Raw genomic sequence first — 17,194 nt, 5'->3', positions numbered from 1 at the left:
TTTTTATGCATATGCTGACGGCGCACACCCTCAGCATGACGCTGAAGCCCGCCCAGACCCCGGCCATGGACCAGCTCGCGCACGCCGCAGCGCGCGAGTGGATCGAGACCCTGGCAAGGACAAAGGGGACGAACGCCAGCAAGTTGGCCGCGCATGCCGGCCTCGCACCCTCGGCCGTGACGCGGGCGATGAAGTGGGAGAATGGCAAGCCATTGACCCAGAACACGCTGCAGGCGCTGGCGACCGCCTGGCATGTCCCCGCACCCGATCAGATCCTGCGGCGTCTCCCGCTCGGGCGCGATCGCTCCGGGATCAAGCGAACGGTGAAGGCCCTTGCCGCCCTGCCGCCCCGCACTCCGGTTGGCGAAGCGGACGTTCCGCTATGGGGAGCGGTGATGAGCGCATGGGATCATCTGTTCCACCTGAACAGGACGCCCCTCTCCTACGCCACGCGCCCACCAGGCGCGCAGGGGGTCCGGGCCCTCGCCTGCATGTACATGCCCGATGATTCCATGGCACCATGGCGCGTCATGGGCGAGCGCATCTATCTGGACCCGACGCGCCCCATCCGCACTGGCGATCACGCCCTGGTCGAGGTCGCGGACGTGCTCGCACCCAACAACGAACCGCTCGCCTTCATTGCCCTGAATACGGCGCAAGGCTGGCGGCAATACGCGCCACGAACCCCGATCAACATGAACAGATGGAAAGTTCTGGCCCGCTTTCGCGTGCTCGAGTGGTCCGAACTGGTACCCTAAAAAAAGGAAAGCCGAGTTATCAAAGCATATGCCTTGACTGAGCATATGCATAAAGCATAGGTTCTCGCATCGCGGCACCCCGCCGCGCTGGAGGCCCTGATGCTCTCAGTTCCCGAAATGATGGCGAACGCGGTGCCCGCCCCGCTGGCCTGCACCGGGTGCCAGCACCTTTCCACCCGCACGCACCCCGCTGGCACCGCCGGCCCGCACGGCACCAGCGCCCGCTGCCGCGCGCCCGGCGTCGGCCCGCGCCTCATCGGCTGGGAGTGGCAGCCCCACGACCGCCGCCCCCATTGGTGCCCGGGCTGGGAGGGCGCCCGATGAATCTCACCCACACGCTGGATGCGCGCCTGCACCGCCTCATCAAGCGCATCCTCACCACCCCCGGCACCACCAGCGAGCACCTGCTGATCCTGGCCGACTGGATGGATGAGGCCGCGGAGGCCACCAACAGCGGCGCCGAGATCATTATCCTCACTCGCCGCGCGGCCGAGCTGCGGAACACCCTCGCACCCATGCTGGCCGAGCCCACGCCCACGATCCGGGGGCGCGCAGCATGAACGCCATCCCCCGCCACGCCGACAGCACGCTTGCCGCCCGCATCGCGCCGCCGCGCAGCGCGGCCGTCATCCAGCTCCACAGCGGCTTCTGCGTGGACCTCATGATGCCGGACCTGACGGGCCTGCGCCTGACGGATCTCGCCACCAGCCTCTCCCGCATCCCGCGCTTCATCGGCGCCACGCGGGCCGCGCGGCCCTACAGCGTGGCCCAGCACCTCTGCCACGTCTTCGACGTGATGAATGAGCGCCGGCACAACACCCACGTCTGCGCGGCCGGCCTTCTGCATGACGCGCACGAGGCGTTGATGGGTGACATCCCGACGCCCGTGAAGATCGCCCTCGGCCGGCACGTGGTGCATGAGCTGGAGGCGCGCCTGCAGGCCGCGCTCGCCCGCCGCTTCCGCCTGGGCCCGATGATCTGGACGGCCTGGGAAATCCGCGTGGCGGATGAGGACCTGCTGGCCACCGAGCGCCGGGACCTCATGGCCAAGCCCGCCTGGCCCTGGCCCGAGGCGCACGGCATGCCCATCCCGCACCTGCAGATCGAGCCGTGGCCGGAAGCGCAGGCGCACGCACACTGGATCTGCCGCGCCGCGCATCTAGGGCTGCGCTGATGCGCCGGCGCCCGCTCCCCACCTGGCGCGCGCACGCCGCCGCCGCCGCCCTCGGCCTCGCCTGCGCGTGGCTGATCACCGCCCTGGAGATCCTGCCGTGACCCAGAACCCCATCCCCACCCTCCCGCCCGCCGAGCTGCGCGGCTACGCCCGCGGGCTGCGGCACGCGGCAACTGACCTTGGCGATGCCTGGGAGCTTTTGCAGCTGGCCGATGGCGATGGACAGTCGTTGACGGTTGACCTCAAGCGCATCGCCTGGCGGCGCGAGGCCGACCTGGTCGAGGGCTTCGCCGCGCGGCTGGAGGCGGTCGAGACGGCGCTGGCCGAAGCGCAGCGCGACCTGCACGAAGAATTCCGCATTTCCCCGGAGGATATGGCCGAGCCGGAGAGCATGCTGCCGGCGTGGCGCAGGCCGGAGCCCTCGGCCGAGCTGGGCAGGCGCTTCATGTTAGCGTCGGGGGAGTGGGGCACCCTCTTTGGCGCCGTCACGCGCAAGCAGGAACTCGGCACCACCAAAGAAGAGCAAGCCCAAACCAGCCTCGCCGACGCCGTGGCCGATGACCTGGCGCAGCATCGACCCACCGAGGAGGAGACCGCCACCGCCGAGGCCGCCGAGGCCGAGCCGCCGCCGGTCGATCCCTCCCGCCAGCGCGCCCAGCGCAGCGACAGCCCCTGGACCGATGAGCGCCTGGCCCTGCTGCGCCGCCTCTTCCCCACCATCATGCACCAGGACCGCATGCTGGCCGTGCTGAACGCACTGCCCGGCCTGCCTATCCCCAGCGCCAACGCGATCGGCGTGAAGGCCCGCAAGCTCAATCTCCACCGCCGCGGCGAGCCGGTGCCGCCGGAGTACGCGAACGCCCCCACCAGCCGCACCATGAAACCACAGAACGCCGAGGCGCCGGCCAGCAAGCCCATCGTCACGGCGGAGCCGATGGACCTTTCGCCGCAAGATTGGGCCGAGCTGCGCGAGAAGTTCCGCACCAAGGAATTCGGCACGAAGCACCTGACCGAGGACTGGAACCTCTCTGAGGCCCGCGCGCAGGAGGTCATCACCCAGTTGCGCGCCGAGGCCGCGACGCGGAGGGCCGCATGACCGTCCCGCACGACATCCTGGAGCGCACCACGCTCAGCAGCTTGCGGCTTGAGCAGTCCACCAACGCGCGCCTCACGAAGGAACTGGCCGCGGCGCGCGAGCTGCTGCGCCAAGTGGCGGCCGAGCATCGATCGATTGAGCAGACACCCTTCGCGCAGCAACACCCGCTGGTGGCGCAGGCCCATGCCGCCCTGGCCGATCGCATCAAGGCCTTCCTCGCCCTGCCCGCGCCCGTCACCACCCAGGGCGGCGCCTGATGCCGGACGAGATGGACCGTGCCGTCGAACGCCGCGACGCGCACCACGCGCAAAGCATCGCCGCCGTCACCAGCCGCTTGAGCCAGCCCGGCGCCCTCATCTGCGTGGATTGCGAGGAACCCATCCCCAAAGCCCGCCACACCGCCATGCCCAGCGCCATCCGCTGCGCGCCTTGCCAGGAAGCCATGGAGAAGTCCCGTGTCCGATAACACCCTCCACATCCAGGCCGGCGCGCTGCGCCAGGTCCTGGCCATCGCCGCCAGCGCCACCGAGCATCGCAACACCATCCCCATCCTGACGCACCTGCTGATCAGCGCCGAGGGCGGGATGCTCACCGCCATCGGCACGGATCTCGATGAGCGCGTGACGGCCCATGCCCCCTGCCGGGGCGTGCTGGCGCCGATCACGGTGAACGCGCGCCGCATCACGGCCATCCTCGATGCACTGCCGGCCGATGTGGAGGTCGCGCTGTGGCCCATGCCCCCGCAAGGTGACGCCTGCATCCTCACCACGGCGACGATGACGGCGCGCCTGGAAACACTGCCGGCCGAGGATTTCCCCAAGCCGCGCAACATCAAGGCGCAGGCCCAATGGCAGATCACCGCCGGCACCTTCCGCCACCTCTTCGGCCGCGTCGAGCACGCGATGAGCCAGGAGGAGACGCGCTACTACCTCAACGGCGCCTTCCTCCATGTGCGGGACGATGTGGAGTTGCCCGCACTGCGCAGCTGCGCGACGGACGGCCACCGCCTCATCCACGCCAGCGCGCCGCTACCGGAGGGCGACACGCCCCTGCCCATGATCGTGGCCAGGACCGCGATCCGGCAGCTGCTGAAGCTGCTGGCGGATACACCCGCCGACGCGACGCTGATCATCAAGCAGGGCGAGCTCAGCCTGCGCGTCGAACATCCCGGCTGGACGCATGACAGCAAGGCGATCGACGGCGACTTCCCCGATTACGCGCGCGTGATCCCGAAGGACGATGCGCGCGGCCTGTTGCGGGTGCACGATCCCGCCGCCTTCGCCGCGCTCATTCAGCAGGCGCGCGCCATCGGCCGCGAGCCATCGCAGCCCGTCACCTTCCGCGCCAGCGCGGACCATCCCTTCACCATCTCCGCCCGCCAGGCCGAGGCGGGCGAGGTGGCCGTCACGGTCCCGCCCGACGTGGCGGAGCTGGTCGCCGGCTGGGACATTGAGGTGGCCTTCCAGGCCCGCTACCTCGCCGATCTCTGCCGCGCCGTGCCGGAGGGCTTCACGATGCACGTCATCGACAGCCAGGCGCCCTGCCGCGCCGCTGGCCCGGCCGCGCTTGCCGTCCTCATGCCGATGAAGCTGGCGGACTGAGCCATGCTGGACACCTACGCCCAGTTCCTGGCCAGCAAGGCGCCGCGCGCGGCCGCCCTCGGCGCGCCCACCGATCCCGAGCGGCTGGCCGCCTGCCTCGCGGACTTTCAGGCCGCCAGCACGGCCTTCTGCCTCACCCAGGGCCGCGCCGGCCTCTTCCTCGACACCGGCCTCGGCAAGACGCGCTGCGAGCTGGAATTCGCCGATGTGGCGCTGGAGCGCACCAACGGCCGCGCCCTCATCCTCACGCCGCTCGCCGTCGCGCGGCAGATCGAGGAGGAGGCCCAGCGCCTGGGCTACGACGCCCGCGTGATCCGGGGGCCGGAGGATGTGCGCCCCGGCATCTCCATCTGCAACTATGACCGCCTGCCGGACCTGGACCCGAGCGCCTTCGGCGTGGTGGTGCTGGATGAGAGCAGCATCCTCAAGAACTTCACGGGCGCCACCAGCCGCGCGCTGATCAACGCCTTCCAGGGCCACCGCTACCGCCTGGCCGCCACCGCCACGCCGGCCCCGAATGACCACATGGAGCTCGGCCAGCACGCCGAGTTCCTGGGCGTCATGCCCTCGAACGAGATGCTCATGCGCTGGTTCGTCACCGACCAGACCAGCATGGGCAAGTACCGCCTGAAGAACCACGGCGAGAGCGACTTCTGGGACTGGATGGCGAGCTGGGCGCGCATGGCGCAGACGCCGGAGGATCTCGGCTTCGATGGCGGCCGCTACGTCCTGCCGCAACTCGTCTCGCATCGCCACAAGACGCATGGCGACGTGAAGCCGATGAAGGACGGCCTCTTCGCGCCCGACATCTCGGCCACCACCATGCATGACGTGAAGCGCCAGACCATCACGGCGCGGGCCGATGTGGCAGGCGCGCTGGTGGCGGCCGAGCCGGCCGAGCCCTGGGTGCTCTGGGTGGATACGGATTACGAGGCGGACGCCGTGCGCGCTGCGGTGCCCGGCGCGATCGAGGTGCGGGGCAGCATGTCCATCGAGGCGAAGGAGGAGGCGCTGGCCGCCTTCGCCCACGGCCAGGCGCTGCACCTGATCACGAAGCCCCGCATCTGCGGCTATGGCCTGAACTGGCAGCACTGCGCGCGCATGGGCTTCGTCGGCCGCAGCTTCAGCTATGAGGCCTGGTACCAGGCCGTGCGCCGTTGCTGGCGCTTCGGGCAGCAGCGCGACGTGCACGCGCATGTGATCGTCGCCGAGGGCGAGGATCAGATCGGCCGCGTCATCGACCGCAAGGCCCAGGACCACGCCCGCATGAAGGCCGCGATGGCGGCGGCGATGCGCCGCGCCCTCGGCCGCTCTGTCCAGCTCCGCGACTACACCCCAGGCCACAAAGGGAGGCTGCCCGCATGGTTGACTGCTTGAACGCCAGCTATGGCGATCGCTTCGCCGCCTACCATGGCGACTGCGTCGAAGTGATCTCGCAACTGCCGGATGCCAGCGTGCATCTGAGCGTGTTCAGCCCACCCTTCAGCGGCCTCTACGTCTATTCCGACAGCATCGCGGACATGGGCAACTCGGCCGATGATGAGGAATTCTTCAAGCACTACAGCTTCCTCGCGCGGCAGCTCTACCGCGTGACGAAGCCCGGGCGCCTCTGCGTCGTCCATTGCAAGGACCTGGTGCTCTACAAGACGCAGACGGGCTTCGACGCCGGCCTGCGGGACTTCCCGGGCATGCTGGTGGCGGCGCACAAGGAGGCCGGCTGGACCTTCCATTCGCGCATCACCGTCTGGCGCTGCCCGGTGCGGGAGATGACGAAGACCAAGGCGCACGGCCTGCTCTACAAGCAGCTGCGCACCGACAGCACCTTCTCCCGCCAGGGCCTGCCGGAATACATGATGGTCTTCCGCAAGTGGGCGCGCGAGGAAGACGCGATCGAGCCCGTGACCCACACGGCCGAGGATTTCCCGCTCGAGCAGTGGCAGAAATACGCCTCGCCCGTCTGGATGGACACGCGCGAGACGAACGTGCTGAACGCCATCCGCGCGCCGGGGGATGAGAAGCACATCTGCCCCCTGCCGCTCGATCTCATCGAGCGCTCCATCAAGCTCTACAGCAACCCGAATGACGTGGTGCTGAGCCCCTTCATGGGCATCGGCAGCGAGGGCTACGGCGCACTGAAGGCCGGCCGCCGCTTCATCGGGACCGAACTGAAGGAGGAATACTGGCGCCAGGCGACGCGCCACCTGACCAGCGCCGAACAGAACGCGCCGACGCTCTTCGACCAGCTGATGGGAGATGCGGCGTGAGCGCGCCGAAGTGGGTTCCGTTGGATTACGCCGACGAGTTCGTATCCCACCTGACGGATCAGCCGAGCGCCTGGCTTGCCGCCGTGGCAGGCGGCCATGTGCTGCGGACCTATGATGGCGAAGTGCCGGAGGCTGACGCGCCGCACGACTTGTTGGCGGATGGCGAGCTGGTGCTCATGCAGCGCCTGGACAGGTTCGGCGACGCCACCCTGACCATCCACGATTCCATCCTGGTCGAAGATGACCCGGTCTTTACCGTCTCCCGCGAGATGCCTGCGCTGGCCACCGAGGTCTGGATTGTCGGCGAGGATTGGACGGCGCCATCCGTCGCGGAGCTCGTGGATGAGCTTGACCATGAGCCGGGCGAGACATCCATCCGCTACCTCCGCTGGACCGAGCATCGCTTCCGCTACCGGGCCGAGACCGGCACGCTGGAGCCCGAGGACCCCGCCAGCCTGGCGCCCCTGCCGGAGGAGCCCGCGGCGCCGCTCCCGCTCTTCGGTGACGCGCCATGAAGCGCAAGCCCGCCCCACCGCCCGCGCTCTTCGACGCCATGCCCGAGGCGCGCCGGCCGACGACGATCGAGACCGACCAGCACATCCGCACCCGCTGCGATGTCTGCACCGGCAAGGGCCACACCAAGGGCCCGGACGGGAGGGGCATCACCTGCCCCGCCTGCACCGGCAGCGGCCAGATCCTGACCCGGAGGAGCGGCGCGCATGCCTGACGGCTCCACCTTCCGCCGGCGCCGCCAGCGCGTCACCATCCCGCAGGGGCAGTGGCCGCTCGACACGGCCATCACCGTCGTCCTCTTCGCCGGCCTCGGCGGGGCCTGCGATGGGCTGGAGGAGGCGGGCTGCCCCGTCGCCGTCGCCAACAACCACGATGACGTGGCGCTAGCCGCCCATGCCGCGCGCCACCCGCACACCCGGCACGTTCGCGGCGATATCTTCGACGTGGACCCCATCGCCGCCACCGGCGGCCGCCCGGTGAAGATCCTCTGGGCCAGCCCCGACTGCCGCGATCACTCCGTGGCCAAGGGCGGCGCCCCGCGCTCACCCCGCGTCCGCTCGCTGGCGTGGCAGGTGTGCCGCTGGGCCGGGCTCACCGCGCCCGAGGTCATCTTCCTCGAGAACGTGCGCGAGATCAGGGGATGGGGCCCGCTGGTGGCCAAGCGCTGCCGCACCACCGGCCGAGTCCTGAAGCTCGACGGCACCGTGGCCGCGAAGGGCGAGCACGTGCCCGTGCGCGAGCAGCAGCTGGTGCGGGACAAGCGCCACCTGGGCCGCATCTTCCGCGCCTGGGTGCGGCACCTGCAGTGCCTCGGCTACGCCTATCAGGACCGGGATCTCTGCTGCGCCGATTACGGCGTGCCCACCAGCCGCCGGCGCTTCTTCGCCGTGGCGCGGCGCGACGGCCGGCCCATCGCCTGGCCCGAGCGCACCCACGCGCCCCGCAAGCAGGCGGCCGAGCTTGGCCTCCAGCCCTGGGTGGCGGCGGCCAGCATCCTCGACTGGTCGCTGCCCATCCCCAGCATCTTCGACCGGCCGCGCCCGCTGGCGGAGGCAACGATGCGCCGCATCGCCGAGGGCCTGCGCCGCTTCGTGCTGGACAATCCGAGCCCCTTCCTGATTCCGCTGACGCACACCGGCCCCGCGCGCATCCACCCGGCCGAGGAGCCGCTGCGCACCATCACCACCGCCCACCGGGGCGAGATGGCGGTGATCGCGCCCGTGCTGACGGGGTGCGGCGGGCGCGCCGGCCAGGTGCCGCCCAGCAGCCCGGAAGAACCGCTCGGCACCACCACCGCGAAGGCGGACCGGGTGGTGGCCTGCGCCACGCTGGTGCAGGCCGGCTATGGCGAGCGCGAGGGCCAGGCGCCCCGCGTGCTGGACATCGAGGCGCCGATCGGCACGCAGGTGGGCGCCAACAAGTTCGCCCTGGTGGCGGCCTGGATGGTGCAGCACAACGGCGGCGTGATCGGCCACCCGGTGCCGGCGCCGGTCTCGACCATGACCACGGGCGTAAGCCAGCAGCAGGTGGGCGCGGCCTATCTGGCCCATCTGCGCGGCACCGGCACGGCACTGCCGGCCGAGGGCGCGCTGCCCACGCTCACCGCCGGGGGCAACCACGTCGCCGCCGTCGCCGCCTTCTTCACCAAGTACTACGGCGAGGGCGGCACCGCGCAGGATTGCGACCTGCCGATGGACACCCTCACCACCCTGGCCCGCTTCGGCCTGGTGACCGTGACGATCGAGGGCGAGCCCTACGTCGTCACCGACATCGGCATGCGCATGCTGAGCCCGGAGGAGGCGGCGGCGGCCCATGAGCTGACGCTGCCCAAGACCATCACCATCAACGGCCAGACCCGCCCGCTGACGAAGAGCCAGGCAATGCGCCTGATCGGCAACAGTGTCCCCAAGCGCATGGCGAAACTCCTGGCCGAGGCGAACATCCAGCACGCGCTGGACCGGCGGGAGAGGAGGGCGGCGTGATGGCACTGGTCTACACCCCCGGGGAGGTGCTCCTCGCCGCTCTGGCCAGTCCGCCGCCGCCGCTGATGTGGCCATCCTTCCTTCCGCTGAACAAGGGAAACCCGAAGCGCGCGGCCCAGCGCGCGCAGAGGAAGGCCCGCAAGATCACCAGGAGGAAGGCGCGATGACGGAAAGCCCGGATCAGCCGCTAACCTCGGAAGAGATGAGCTATGGCGGGTTCGTCCTTGGCGACGCGTCGAAGGGAGAGATCGCGGTTTTTGACGGAGAGGATCAGTGCGCCACATGCGACCGCGTCATGCCGAGAGGCGCGGTCATCTACTGGCGCGGATCAGGCGATGAGTACGATCACTACTGCACCGCCTGCGCCCGCAAAGACGCAAAGAACACCCGCCTCTATTGCGAGTGGCTGGAAGCCGAGCACAAGGCCGGGAGGCTTCCATGACCGCCCAGGAAACCATGATGCGCGGCATTGCCAAGACGCTGCGCGAATGGGCGCGCGAGCTGGGCGAGCACCCGACCCCGACGTCGCTGACGCGCGGGCGCCTGGAGGGGCTTGCGCTCGGCATCGAAGCCATTGCCGAGCTGGCCCGGCTTGATCCGCCGGAGGAGGGCAAGGATGCCTGACGGCAGCCGCTTCGCCTTCCCGCCGCGCCTCATGCGCGCCTCCGCGGCTGCGCACTACCTCGGCATGAGCGAGAGCTGCTTCCGTGCCACCGTCGCGCCCGAGCTGCGGGAAGTGCGGATCGGCGGCATCGTCGGCTGGCTGCGCGAGGATCTGGACGGCTGGCTGGACGCGAGGGCAGGGAGGGCGGCACAATCCCAGCCCGAGGCAAACCCCTGGCACCAATGAGCCCCAGCATCCGGCTGCGCCACATCCACACCTTCCGGGACCGGCACGGCCGCGAGCGGATCTACCTGCGCATGCCTGGCTGCAAGGCGGTGGCGCTGCCCACGCCGGCCGGCTCGCCCGAATTTATGCTGGCCTACCAGGCCGCCATCGCCGCCGCCCAGCGCGCGCCCCTCGGCCAGTCCCGCACCACCGAGGGCAGCCTGGATGCCCTGGCCGTCAGCTTCTACGGCAGCGACCTCTTCCGCGGCCTCCGCACCAGCACCCAGGCGGCCTACACGCGCATCATCGAGGGGCTGCGCGCCAAGCACGGCACCAAGCCCATCCGCATGCTGGACGCCATCGCCATCCGCCGCCTAGTGGCCGAGCGCGCCGGCAGCCCCACCGCGGGCAACCACCGCCTGCGCATGCTGCGCCTGCTCTCCCGCCACGCCATGGCCCTCGGCTGGCTGGCCAGCGACCCGACGGCGGGCATCGAGCCCGTGGCCTACCGCACCGACGGCTACGCCACCTGGAGCGACGCCGAGATCGCCGCCTACCGCGCCAAGCACCCGACCGGCAGTACGGCCCGCCTAGCGCTCGAGCTGCTGCTCTGCACCGGCCAGCGGCGCAGCGATGTGGTGCGGATGGGCCCCCAGCACGTCAAGGGCGGCGCCATCCACCTGCGCCAGGTGAAGACCGGCCAGGCCGTCGCCATCCCCATCCTGCCCGAGCTCGCGGCCGAGCTGGCCGCACTGCCCCACCGCCACCTGACCTGGCTGGCGACGCAGGACGGCACCGCGCGCAGCCCGCGCGGCTTCTACAACGCCTTTCGCCGCTGGTGTGACGACGCCGGCATCGCCGAGGCTCGCAGCCCGCACGGCCTGCGCAAGGCCTGCGGCGTGATGCTCGCCGAGGCCGGCTGCACCGCGCACGAAATCATGGCCATCCTCGGCCACCGCACCCTGGCCGAGGCGCAGAAGTACACCGTCGAGGCCGACCGACGCCGGATGGCCGAGAGCGGGATGCAGAAGGTGGCCAAGATCGCCGCCGAACGCCTTGCCCGTAAGGGCTCCGGCACTGGATGACTTGCAAACCTTCTGCAAACCGCCTCGCAAGGCGTTGATTTAGCAGATGGATGGCGCGCCCTGGTGGATTCGAACCACCGGCCTGAAGCTTAGAAGGCTCCTGCTCTATCCAACTGAGCTAAGGGCGCTGAAACGCGGAGGCTGGAGCGTGCTGCGTTGAGGCGATATCGCCGAAACGCTGAACCACCCTCCGGGCAGAGCTAATGCGTCCAATTGTCGGGTCGGTTGGTGCGGAAATTATCGGCATAGACCTTGGGTTTGATGGCCCGCGCGCGCGCCGGCTCCTCCAGCTCATAGGTGATGCCCTGGCCTTGCGCGTAGGCGACCGCCGCCTCCCGGGTCGGGAAGGTGAGGCGGAGCTGCTTCGTCGTGTCGGCTGAGCCGATCCAACCGGTGAGCGGGTCGAGGCGCGGGCGGACGGGGGGCGTGAAGAGCAGCACCCACTCATGGGTATTCGCGCGGCCCGACTGCATGGCCGAACGTGGCGGCTGAAAGATGCGGGCCGAGGTTTTGATGAGCGACATGCGGCGATGATCCTGAACAGGCCAAGTGCGGTGCATGATAGGCCGCTTCCGGCGTTGAGGGCTATTCCCTTGGCAGACGCGGCAGGATGGCGCGGATCGCCGCGCGGTCCTCGGCCCAGAACAGCGCGAAGTCGCGCGGGCCGAGCAGGGCCGGCGCTTCGCCCAGGCGCTGCATGGCGGCCGTCACGATCGGGCCTTCCATGGCCTGCCAAAGCATCTGCTCCAGCGCCACCAGCGCCTCCCGCGGGGTCGCAGCCGGCAGGAAAATCCCGCGCCAGCCGAGGAAGACAAGGTCAGTTCCTGCCTCGCGGAAGGTGGGGGTATTGGGCATGCTCGGGTGCCGCGCTTCAGTGGTGATGGCGATGGGGCGGAAGATGGCGCCGCCGCCCTGGTCCAGCACTTGGCCGGGCGGCACGGGGATGAGGTCCACCTGGCCGCCAAGCACGGCACTGGTCGCCGGGCCGGTGCCTTGGAAGGGGACGTGCAGCAGCTCGATCCCAGCAGCGGCGGCGAAGCGTTCGGCTACGACATGGGCGAAGCTCATCACGCCGGGCGTCGCGTAGGTGATGCGGCCAGGGGCGGCGCTGGCGGCGGCGATGATCTCAGGGAGCGTTGCCAGCGGCCCGCCAGGCCGCGTTGCCAGCACGAAGGGCGAGGTGGCAAGACGCATCAGCGGCGCGAAATCCTCGGCCCGATACTGGGTGCGGCCCGCCTCCAGCAGGATGGACATGGGCGAGCCATCGGCCTGCAGGATGGTCGTGCCATCGGGCGCCGCCCGAGCCACCGCCAGCGCGCCCACCGTGCCCGATGCGCCGGCGCGGTTCTCGACGATGGCGCTGCGGCCGCCGAGCGCCGTGATCTGCTCGGCGATGGCGCGGGCCAGCACATCCGCGCTGCCGGCTGGCGGATAGGGGACGACGAGGCGCAGCGTGCGCGGCTGGGCGAGGGCAGGGCTAGCCAGCAGGGGGCTGGCGGCGAGTAGGGTGCGGCGGCGCATGATGATCACTCCGCGCGGATGTTCGCTGCCTGCGCCACCTCGCGGAAGCGGGCGATGTCGGCGCGCAGGATCTCCGCGAACTCGGCGGGTGTGGAGGGGGCGGGGGTTGCGCCCTCAGCCTCGTAGACGCGGGCGACGTCAGGTTCGGCCAGGCTTGCGGCCGCAGCGGCGTTGAGGATGCGCGTCACATCAGGCGGTAGGCCGCGGGGGCCGAAGAGGGCCCACCAGATGGTCGCCTCGTAGTCGAGGCCGGTGGCCTGCCGCACGGTCGGCGCGGCAGGGCTGCCGGCCGGTGCGCCCGGCCCGGCATAGGCGAGAAGCCGGACCCGCTGGTCCCGGATCGGCGCTGAGGCGCTGGCCATGGTCGTGATCAGCATCTGGATATGGCCGGCAACGAGGTCCGTCACCGCGGGCGGCATGCCGCGATAAGGCACGTGGTTCAGCCTGATCCCGGCGCGGAGCGCGAAGTATTCCGTCACGAAATGGTTGATGCCGCCGGGGCCGGAACTGCCGAAATCCACGCGCCCGGGGTTGGCGCGCGCATAGGCGATCAGGCCCGCGATGTCGCGCGGGGGGAAGTTCAGGTTGGTCAGCACCAGGAAGGGGGCAACGGCGAGGCGCGCAACCGGCTCGAAGCTTGTGATCGCATCATAAGGCGTGCGCTGCACGACGGCCGAGGCGGCGAAGCTGCTGCTGGTGACCATGAGCGTGTGCCCGTCGGCCGCCGCCTGCGCCACCTGTGCCGCGCCGATGGCGCCGCCCGCGCCGGGGCGGTTCTCGATCACCACGGGCTGGCCGAGACGCTGCTGCAGCTTCTCGGCCAGGGGCCGCGCGATCACATCGTTCGAGCCGCCGGGCGGGAAGGGGACGATGATGCGCACGGGGCGCAGCGGCCAGGCGCCTTGGGCCTGCGCCACGGCAGGGGTCGCAAGCAGGGCAAGGGCGGCGCGGCGCTTCATGGTTCGTTTCCTCCGGCTGCCGAATGTCACCAAAGCGGGGCATTTGTCCACGCTTCGCCCTTGCATCCGGTGAGGGGAGGGGCTTCGATATTTGTCCGGTCCATTGAGATGGGAGTCCGCCGGATGAGTCTTCGCCTCGCTGTCGGTATGTTCAAGCACGAGACCAATACCTTCTCGCCCGTGCCGACGCGCTGGGAGGATTTCAGCCCCATGGTGGGCGAGGCGGCGCACCGCACCTATCGGCACTCGGGTTACGCCATGGCCGGCCTGCTCGAGGAGGCGGAGGCGATGGGCGCGCATGTCACCATCCCCATCGCCGCTCGCGCTCTGCCGAGTGCCCCTGTATCGCGCGATGCCTTCGAGCGGATCAGCGAGATCCTCTGCGCCGCAGCACTTGAGTGCGACGCCATGCTGCTGGACCTGCATGGCGCCATGGTTGCGGAGGAGCACGAGGATGGCGAGGGCGAGATGCTGGCCCGCATTCGCCATGTGCGCCCTGGCCTGCCGATCGGCGCGGCGCTGGACAGCCATGGCAACATCACCGCCCGCTTCGTCGAGAACTGCACGGTGATGCCGGGCTATCGCACATATCCGCATCTCGACATGCCCGAGACGGGGCGCCTCGCCGGCCGCCTTTTACGGGACGTGCTGGAAGGGCGGCTTGATCCCGTGACGGTGCTGCACCGCGTGCCGATGCTGCCGGACATGGTGCGTGGCCTTTCCAGAAAGCCGCCCATGTCCCACCTGATCGCGGCCGCCAGGGCCGAGGAGGCGGCGGGCCTGCCCTGCTGCACCGTCTTCACCGGCTTTCCGCTGGCCGATACGGCAGACACCGCGCTGACCGTCGTCGCCACCGCCCACAAGAACCGCGCGGAGGCCGAGGCCGCGGCGGCGCGCGTGGGCGACCTCGCCTGGTCATTGCGGGAGGAATTCACCCAGGTGCTGGAACCGCTGCCCAGCGCCATCGCGCGCGCCGCGGCCATCACCGAGGGCACCGTCATCCTCGCCGACACGGCGGATAACTGCCATTCGGGCGGGCCCATGGACAGCATGGCCGTGATCGAGGAGGCGCTGCACCAGGGGCTCGATCGCATCCTGGCCGGCCCGATCCGTGACCCCGAGGCGGTGGCGGCGATGATCGCGGCCGGCATCGGTGCGACGGTCACGCTTGAGATCGGCGGGAAGATGCCTTCGCCGGCGCTCAAGGAACCGCTGCGACCGCTCAGCCTGACCGGCGTGGTCAAGAGCCTCGCCATCGGGCGCTTCACCGTGGAGGGGCCGGTCTTCACCGGCATGCCCGTGGATTTGGGCCGCTGCGCGGTGCTGGAGACGCCGCGGCTGACGCTGCTGGTCAGCGAGGGCCGCGTCGAGGGGCTGGACCCGCTGCAATACCGGCATTTCGGGTTGGAGCCGACGCGCTTCCGCTACGTCATCCTCAAGGCCAAGACCAACCATATCCCGGCCTTCGGGCCGCTCGCCGTGGCGGATATCGCCTGCCATGGCCCCGGGGTGGCGAGCCTCGATTTCGCGCAGTTCGATTGGCGCCGCGTGCGCCGCCCGATCTTCCCGCTGGACAGGAGCAACGCATGATCCGCTTCCTCACCGCGCTCGCCTTGCTGGCGGCGCCGATCGTTGCGTCCGCGCAGACCGTGCGCTGGGGCAATAATGGCGAGATCTCAACCATGGACCCGCATGGCGCCTTCAGCACGGCCAATGCCGCGCTGCTCGGTAACATCTACGAAAGCCTGGTGCGGCATGACCGCAACCTGCAATTCGAGCCGGCGCTGGCCACCGCCTGGCAGGTGGTCGCGCCCGACCATTACCGCTTCACCATCCGCCAGGGCGTGCGCTTCCACGATGGCAGCGCGATGACGCCAGCCGATGTCGTGGCCTCGCTCAAGCGCGCCTCGGTGCCCAATTCGCCCTATGCCTCGGTCACGCACATGATCCGCGAGGTGGTGCAATCCGGTCCCTGGACGGTGGATGTGCTGCTGCGCGGGCCTTATCCCGTGCTGATCAACGACCTGGCCGGCATTTCCATCCTCTCCGAAGCCTGGATGACGCGCCATGACGCGCTGCTGCCGGCCGACCCGGCGCGCGGCCGCACCGCCTACACGAGCCAGAATACCAACGGCACCGGCCCTTTCCGCCTGGTCTCGCGCACGCCCGATGCCGAAACGGTGCTGGAGCGCTTCCCCGAATGGTGGGACCGGCCGACGCACAACCTCCAGCGCGTGATCTTCACGCCTGTCGCCAATGATGCGACGCGCGTCGCGGGCCTGCTCGGTGGGCAGCTTGACGTGATCACGCCGACGCCGCTGCAGGATCTCGACCGCTTTCGCGCGACGGGGACGATCCGTGTGGTGGAGGCGCAGGATCTGCGCGTGATGTTCCTGGGCTTCAATGTCGCACCCGACCATCAGGTCGATGGGCAGCCGCGCAACCCGCTGGCTGATGTGCGGGTGCGCGAGGCGCTGACGCGGGCGGTGGATGTGCCAGCCATCACCGGCAGCGTGATGCGCGGCCTGACCCAGCCCATCCATACGCTGATCGCGCCCGAGATCGGCGGCTATGACGCGGCGCTGGCCACGCCGCGCGTCACCTACGACCCGGCCGCGGCGCGGCGCCTGCTGGCCGAGGCGGGATATCCGGACGGGTTCGCCATCGGCTTCGAATGCCCCAATGACCGCTTCGTGAATGGCGAGCGCGTCTGCCGTGCCATCGCCTCCATGTGGGCGCGGATCGGCGTGCGTGCGAACCTCAATGTCTATCGCTACCCGGCCTATATGGCGCGCTTCCTGAACCATCAGAGCGATATCTTCCTGCTGGGTTGGGCCAATACCCCGCAGCTGGACGGCTTCTCCATCCTGAATAACGTGCTGCACACCAAGAACCAGCGCAGTGGAAGCTGGAATGCGGGCCGCGTCTCGGACGCGGCCTTCGACGCCTTGATCCTGCGCACCTCGACCGAGATGGACCCCGTGCGCCGCACCGCGCTCATGACCGAGGCCTTCATGATGGAGCGGCGCGCCTTCTGGACGATGCCGCTCTATCGCGAGCCGATGGTGGTCGCGATGCGCCGGCAGCTCGACATGCCCGCTTCGGCCGATGGGCGCATGCGCTTCTGGCTGGCGCGCTGGGGAGATTGAGGCTCTCAGCCCGAGACCAGCCGCCACATCACATGGGCGACCACGCCGACGAAGATGCCGGCCGTGGCCAGCACGCCGAAGCGCAGGAGGGTGAGGGCGAGACCGCCGCCATGGCTGTGGCTGCTGCTGGACATGATACCGAACTCCGTCATGGCCCCTCGATCAGGGGCGGGCCTGTGGGATCATCCTGGGCGGGCTTGGGTTGACGACCGGCAAAGAGCGCGCCGCTTTGTTGCGGTGGGAACTCCTGGCCGGGCGCATCC

The 17,194-nt window shown here is 69.9% G+C and carries 23 protein-coding genes and 1 tRNA gene; 19 read left to right on the top strand and 5 right to left on the bottom strand.

Annotated elements, in window-relative coordinates; translation table 11 throughout:
- Positions 1-5 precede the first annotated feature (5 nt).
- The 17 genes from KTR66_RS04565 to KTR66_RS04485 all read left to right on the top strand — a co-directional run bounded on the left by KTR66_RS04565 (position 6) and on the right by KTR66_RS04485 (position 11,302).
- Positions 6-758, top strand: a complete 753-nt coding sequence (locus KTR66_RS04565) for a hypothetical protein (protein ID WP_213610890.1) — start codon at positions 6-8, stop codon at positions 756-758.
- Between the two features lie 320 nt (positions 759-1,078).
- A complete protein-coding gene (locus KTR66_RS04560; RefSeq protein WP_213610889.1) occupies positions 1,079-1,318 on the top strand; it encodes a hypothetical protein in 240 nt (79 codons plus the stop codon).
- Positions 1,315-1,932, top strand: a complete 618-nt coding sequence (locus tag KTR66_RS04555) for a YfbR-like 5'-deoxynucleotidase (RefSeq protein WP_213610887.1) — start codon at positions 1,315-1,317, stop codon at positions 1,930-1,932. Before KTR66_RS04560 ends, KTR66_RS04555 begins: the two co-directional genes overlap by 4 nt.
- A gap of 97 nt (positions 1,933-2,029) precedes the next feature.
- Positions 2,030-3,028 carry a hypothetical protein gene (locus tag KTR66_RS04550; protein ID WP_213610885.1) on the top strand — a complete coding sequence of 333 codons (999 nt, stop codon included), beginning with the start codon at positions 2,030-2,032 and terminating at the stop codon, positions 3,026-3,028.
- Positions 3,025-3,285 carry a hypothetical protein gene (locus KTR66_RS04545; RefSeq protein WP_213610883.1) on the top strand — a complete coding sequence of 87 codons (261 nt, stop codon included), beginning with the start codon at positions 3,025-3,027 and terminating at the stop codon, positions 3,283-3,285. The genes KTR66_RS04550 and KTR66_RS04545 overlap by 4 nt, the downstream gene beginning before the upstream one ends.
- Positions 3,285-3,494, top strand: coding sequence for a TraR/DksA C4-type zinc finger protein (locus KTR66_RS04540; protein ID WP_213610882.1), 210 nt, complete (start codon positions 3,285-3,287; stop codon positions 3,492-3,494). The genes KTR66_RS04545 and KTR66_RS04540 overlap by 1 nt, the downstream gene beginning before the upstream one ends.
- Positions 3,484-4,629: a DNA polymerase III subunit beta gene (locus KTR66_RS04535; protein WP_213610881.1), complete on the top strand. Its 1,146-nt coding sequence runs from the start codon at positions 3,484-3,486 to the stop codon at positions 4,627-4,629. The genes KTR66_RS04540 and KTR66_RS04535 overlap by 11 nt, the downstream gene beginning before the upstream one ends.
- 3 nt (positions 4,630-4,632) lie before the next feature.
- Positions 4,633-6,006: a hypothetical protein gene (locus KTR66_RS04530; RefSeq protein ID WP_213610880.1), complete on the top strand. Its 1,374-nt coding sequence runs from the start codon at positions 4,633-4,635 to the stop codon at positions 6,004-6,006.
- The gene (locus KTR66_RS04525) at positions 5,991-6,893 is read left to right on the top strand and encodes a site-specific DNA-methyltransferase (protein WP_213610879.1); all 903 of its coding nucleotides are present in this window, start codon (positions 5,991-5,993) and stop codon (positions 6,891-6,893) included. Before KTR66_RS04530 ends, KTR66_RS04525 begins: the two co-directional genes overlap by 16 nt.
- Entirely contained in the window at positions 6,890-7,408 is a 519-nt protein-coding gene (locus KTR66_RS04520; RefSeq protein WP_213610878.1) for a hypothetical protein, read from the top strand. The genes KTR66_RS04525 and KTR66_RS04520 overlap by 4 nt, the downstream gene beginning before the upstream one ends.
- Positions 7,405-7,620: a hypothetical protein gene (locus KTR66_RS04515; protein WP_213610877.1), complete on the top strand. Its 216-nt coding sequence runs from the start codon at positions 7,405-7,407 to the stop codon at positions 7,618-7,620. Before KTR66_RS04520 ends, KTR66_RS04515 begins: the two co-directional genes overlap by 4 nt.
- On the top strand, positions 7,613-9,388 hold the full coding sequence (locus KTR66_RS04510) for a DNA cytosine methyltransferase (RefSeq protein WP_213610875.1): 1,776 nt from the start codon (positions 7,613-7,615) through the stop codon (positions 9,386-9,388). The genes KTR66_RS04515 and KTR66_RS04510 overlap by 8 nt, the downstream gene beginning before the upstream one ends.
- Positions 9,388-9,555, top strand: coding sequence for a hypothetical protein (locus KTR66_RS04505; protein ID WP_213610873.1), 168 nt, complete (start codon positions 9,388-9,390; stop codon positions 9,553-9,555). The genes KTR66_RS04510 and KTR66_RS04505 overlap by 1 nt, the downstream gene beginning before the upstream one ends.
- Complete coding sequence (locus tag KTR66_RS04500) at positions 9,552-9,830, top strand: hypothetical protein (protein WP_213610871.1); 279 nt, start codon at positions 9,552-9,554, stop codon at positions 9,828-9,830. The genes KTR66_RS04505 and KTR66_RS04500 overlap by 4 nt, the downstream gene beginning before the upstream one ends.
- On the top strand, positions 9,827-10,012 hold the full coding sequence (locus tag KTR66_RS04495) for a hypothetical protein (RefSeq protein ID WP_213610869.1): 186 nt from the start codon (positions 9,827-9,829) through the stop codon (positions 10,010-10,012). The genes KTR66_RS04500 and KTR66_RS04495 overlap by 4 nt, the downstream gene beginning before the upstream one ends.
- A complete protein-coding gene (locus KTR66_RS04490; RefSeq protein WP_213610867.1) occupies positions 10,005-10,238 on the top strand; it encodes an AlpA family transcriptional regulator in 234 nt (77 codons plus the stop codon). The genes KTR66_RS04495 and KTR66_RS04490 overlap by 8 nt, the downstream gene beginning before the upstream one ends.
- Positions 10,235-11,302, top strand: coding sequence for a tyrosine-type recombinase/integrase (locus KTR66_RS04485; RefSeq protein WP_213610865.1), 1,068 nt, complete (start codon positions 10,235-10,237; stop codon positions 11,300-11,302). The genes KTR66_RS04490 and KTR66_RS04485 overlap by 4 nt, the downstream gene beginning before the upstream one ends.
- Before the next feature lie 51 nt (positions 11,303-11,353).
- On the opposite strand, the gene KTR66_RS04480 is transcribed toward KTR66_RS04485, so the two are convergent.
- The 4 genes from KTR66_RS04480 to KTR66_RS04465 form a co-directional block, all read right to left on the bottom strand.
- A tRNA-Arg gene (locus tag KTR66_RS04480) sits at positions 11,354-11,430 on the bottom strand.
- Positions 11,431-11,502: 72 nt separating this feature from the next.
- Positions 11,503-11,826 (bottom strand): ETC complex I subunit, encoded by a 324-nt coding sequence (locus KTR66_RS04475; RefSeq protein WP_213610863.1) that lies wholly within the window; start codon positions 11,824-11,826, stop codon positions 11,503-11,505.
- 61 nt (positions 11,827-11,887) lie between these two features.
- Positions 11,888-12,823 (bottom strand): tripartite tricarboxylate transporter substrate binding protein, encoded by a 936-nt coding sequence (locus KTR66_RS04470; RefSeq protein ID WP_213610861.1) that lies wholly within the window; start codon positions 12,821-12,823, stop codon positions 11,888-11,890.
- Between the two features lie 5 nt (positions 12,824-12,828).
- Positions 12,829-13,782, bottom strand: coding sequence for a tripartite tricarboxylate transporter substrate binding protein (locus tag KTR66_RS04465; protein WP_213610859.1), 954 nt, complete (start codon positions 13,780-13,782; stop codon positions 12,829-12,831).
- Positions 13,783-13,905: 123 nt separating this feature from the next.
- On the opposite strand from KTR66_RS04465, the gene KTR66_RS04460 reads away from it, so the two are divergent.
- Entirely contained in the window at positions 13,906-15,372 is a 1,467-nt protein-coding gene (locus tag KTR66_RS04460; RefSeq protein ID WP_213610857.1) for a M81 family metallopeptidase, read from the top strand.
- Positions 15,369-16,931 carry an ABC transporter substrate-binding protein gene (locus tag KTR66_RS04455; RefSeq protein ID WP_213610855.1) on the top strand — a complete coding sequence of 521 codons (1,563 nt, stop codon included), beginning with the start codon at positions 15,369-15,371 and terminating at the stop codon, positions 16,929-16,931. The genes KTR66_RS04460 and KTR66_RS04455 overlap by 4 nt, the downstream gene beginning before the upstream one ends.
- A 5-nt stretch (positions 16,932-16,936) precedes the next feature.
- Here KTR66_RS04455 and KTR66_RS04450 read toward each other — a convergent pair whose 3' ends face one another.
- Positions 16,937-17,083, bottom strand: coding sequence for a hypothetical protein (locus KTR66_RS04450; RefSeq protein WP_213610853.1), 147 nt, complete (start codon positions 17,081-17,083; stop codon positions 16,937-16,939).
- Between the last annotated feature and the right edge of the window lie 111 nt (positions 17,084-17,194).

Origin of the sequence: Roseococcus sp. SDR (genome assembly GCF_019083995.1) — a bacterium.
In the GTDB taxonomy this organism is placed as follows: domain Bacteria; phylum Pseudomonadota; class Alphaproteobacteria; order Acetobacterales; family Acetobacteraceae; genus Roseococcus.
This window is presented reverse-complemented; position numbering and strand designations above follow the sequence as displayed.

Excerpts from the sequence above, each read along its gene's own strand:
- KTR66_RS04525 (WP_213610879.1), top strand. The coding sequence starts at position 5,991 with ATGGTTGACTGCTTGAACGCCAGCTATGGCGATCGCTTCGCCGCCTAC.
- KTR66_RS04475 (WP_213610863.1), bottom strand. The coding sequence starts at position 11,826 with ATGTCGCTCATCAAAACCTCGGCCCGCATCTTTCAGCCGCCACGTTCG.
- KTR66_RS04560 (WP_213610889.1), top strand. The coding sequence starts at position 1,079 with ATGAATCTCACCCACACGCTGGATGCGCGCCTGCACCGCCTCATCAAG.
- KTR66_RS04495 (WP_213610869.1), top strand. The coding sequence starts at position 9,827 with ATGACCGCCCAGGAAACCATGATGCGCGGCATTGCCAAGACGCTGCGC.
- KTR66_RS04540 (WP_213610882.1), top strand. The coding sequence starts at position 3,285 with ATGCCGGACGAGATGGACCGTGCCGTCGAACGCCGCGACGCGCACCAC.
- KTR66_RS04455 (WP_213610855.1), top strand. The coding sequence starts at position 15,369 with ATGATCCGCTTCCTCACCGCGCTCGCCTTGCTGGCGGCGCCGATCGTT.
- KTR66_RS04465 (WP_213610859.1), bottom strand. The coding sequence starts at position 13,782 with ATGAAGCGCCGCGCCGCCCTTGCCCTGCTTGCGACCCCTGCCGTGGCG.
- KTR66_RS04470 (WP_213610861.1), bottom strand. The coding sequence starts at position 12,823 with ATGCGCCGCCGCACCCTACTCGCCGCCAGCCCCCTGCTGGCTAGCCCT.
- KTR66_RS04460 (WP_213610857.1), top strand. The coding sequence starts at position 13,906 with ATGAGTCTTCGCCTCGCTGTCGGTATGTTCAAGCACGAGACCAATACC.
- KTR66_RS04490 (WP_213610867.1), top strand. The coding sequence starts at position 10,005 with ATGCCTGACGGCAGCCGCTTCGCCTTCCCGCCGCGCCTCATGCGCGCC.
- KTR66_RS04555 (WP_213610887.1), top strand. The coding sequence starts at position 1,315 with ATGAACGCCATCCCCCGCCACGCCGACAGCACGCTTGCCGCCCGCATC.
- KTR66_RS04505 (WP_213610873.1), top strand. The coding sequence starts at position 9,388 with ATGGCACTGGTCTACACCCCCGGGGAGGTGCTCCTCGCCGCTCTGGCC.
- KTR66_RS04545 (WP_213610883.1), top strand. The coding sequence starts at position 3,025 with ATGACCGTCCCGCACGACATCCTGGAGCGCACCACGCTCAGCAGCTTG.
- KTR66_RS04485 (WP_213610865.1), top strand. The coding sequence starts at position 10,235 with ATGAGCCCCAGCATCCGGCTGCGCCACATCCACACCTTCCGGGACCGG.
- KTR66_RS04500 (WP_213610871.1), top strand. The coding sequence starts at position 9,552 with ATGACGGAAAGCCCGGATCAGCCGCTAACCTCGGAAGAGATGAGCTAT.
- KTR66_RS04510 (WP_213610875.1), top strand. The coding sequence starts at position 7,613 with ATGCCTGACGGCTCCACCTTCCGCCGGCGCCGCCAGCGCGTCACCATC.
- KTR66_RS04530 (WP_213610880.1), top strand. The coding sequence starts at position 4,633 with ATGCTGGACACCTACGCCCAGTTCCTGGCCAGCAAGGCGCCGCGCGCG.
- KTR66_RS04515 (WP_213610877.1), top strand. The coding sequence starts at position 7,405 with ATGAAGCGCAAGCCCGCCCCACCGCCCGCGCTCTTCGACGCCATGCCC.
- KTR66_RS04450 (WP_213610853.1), bottom strand. The coding sequence starts at position 17,083 with ATGACGGAGTTCGGTATCATGTCCAGCAGCAGCCACAGCCATGGCGGC.
- KTR66_RS04565 (WP_213610890.1), top strand. The coding sequence starts at position 6 with ATGCATATGCTGACGGCGCACACCCTCAGCATGACGCTGAAGCCCGCC.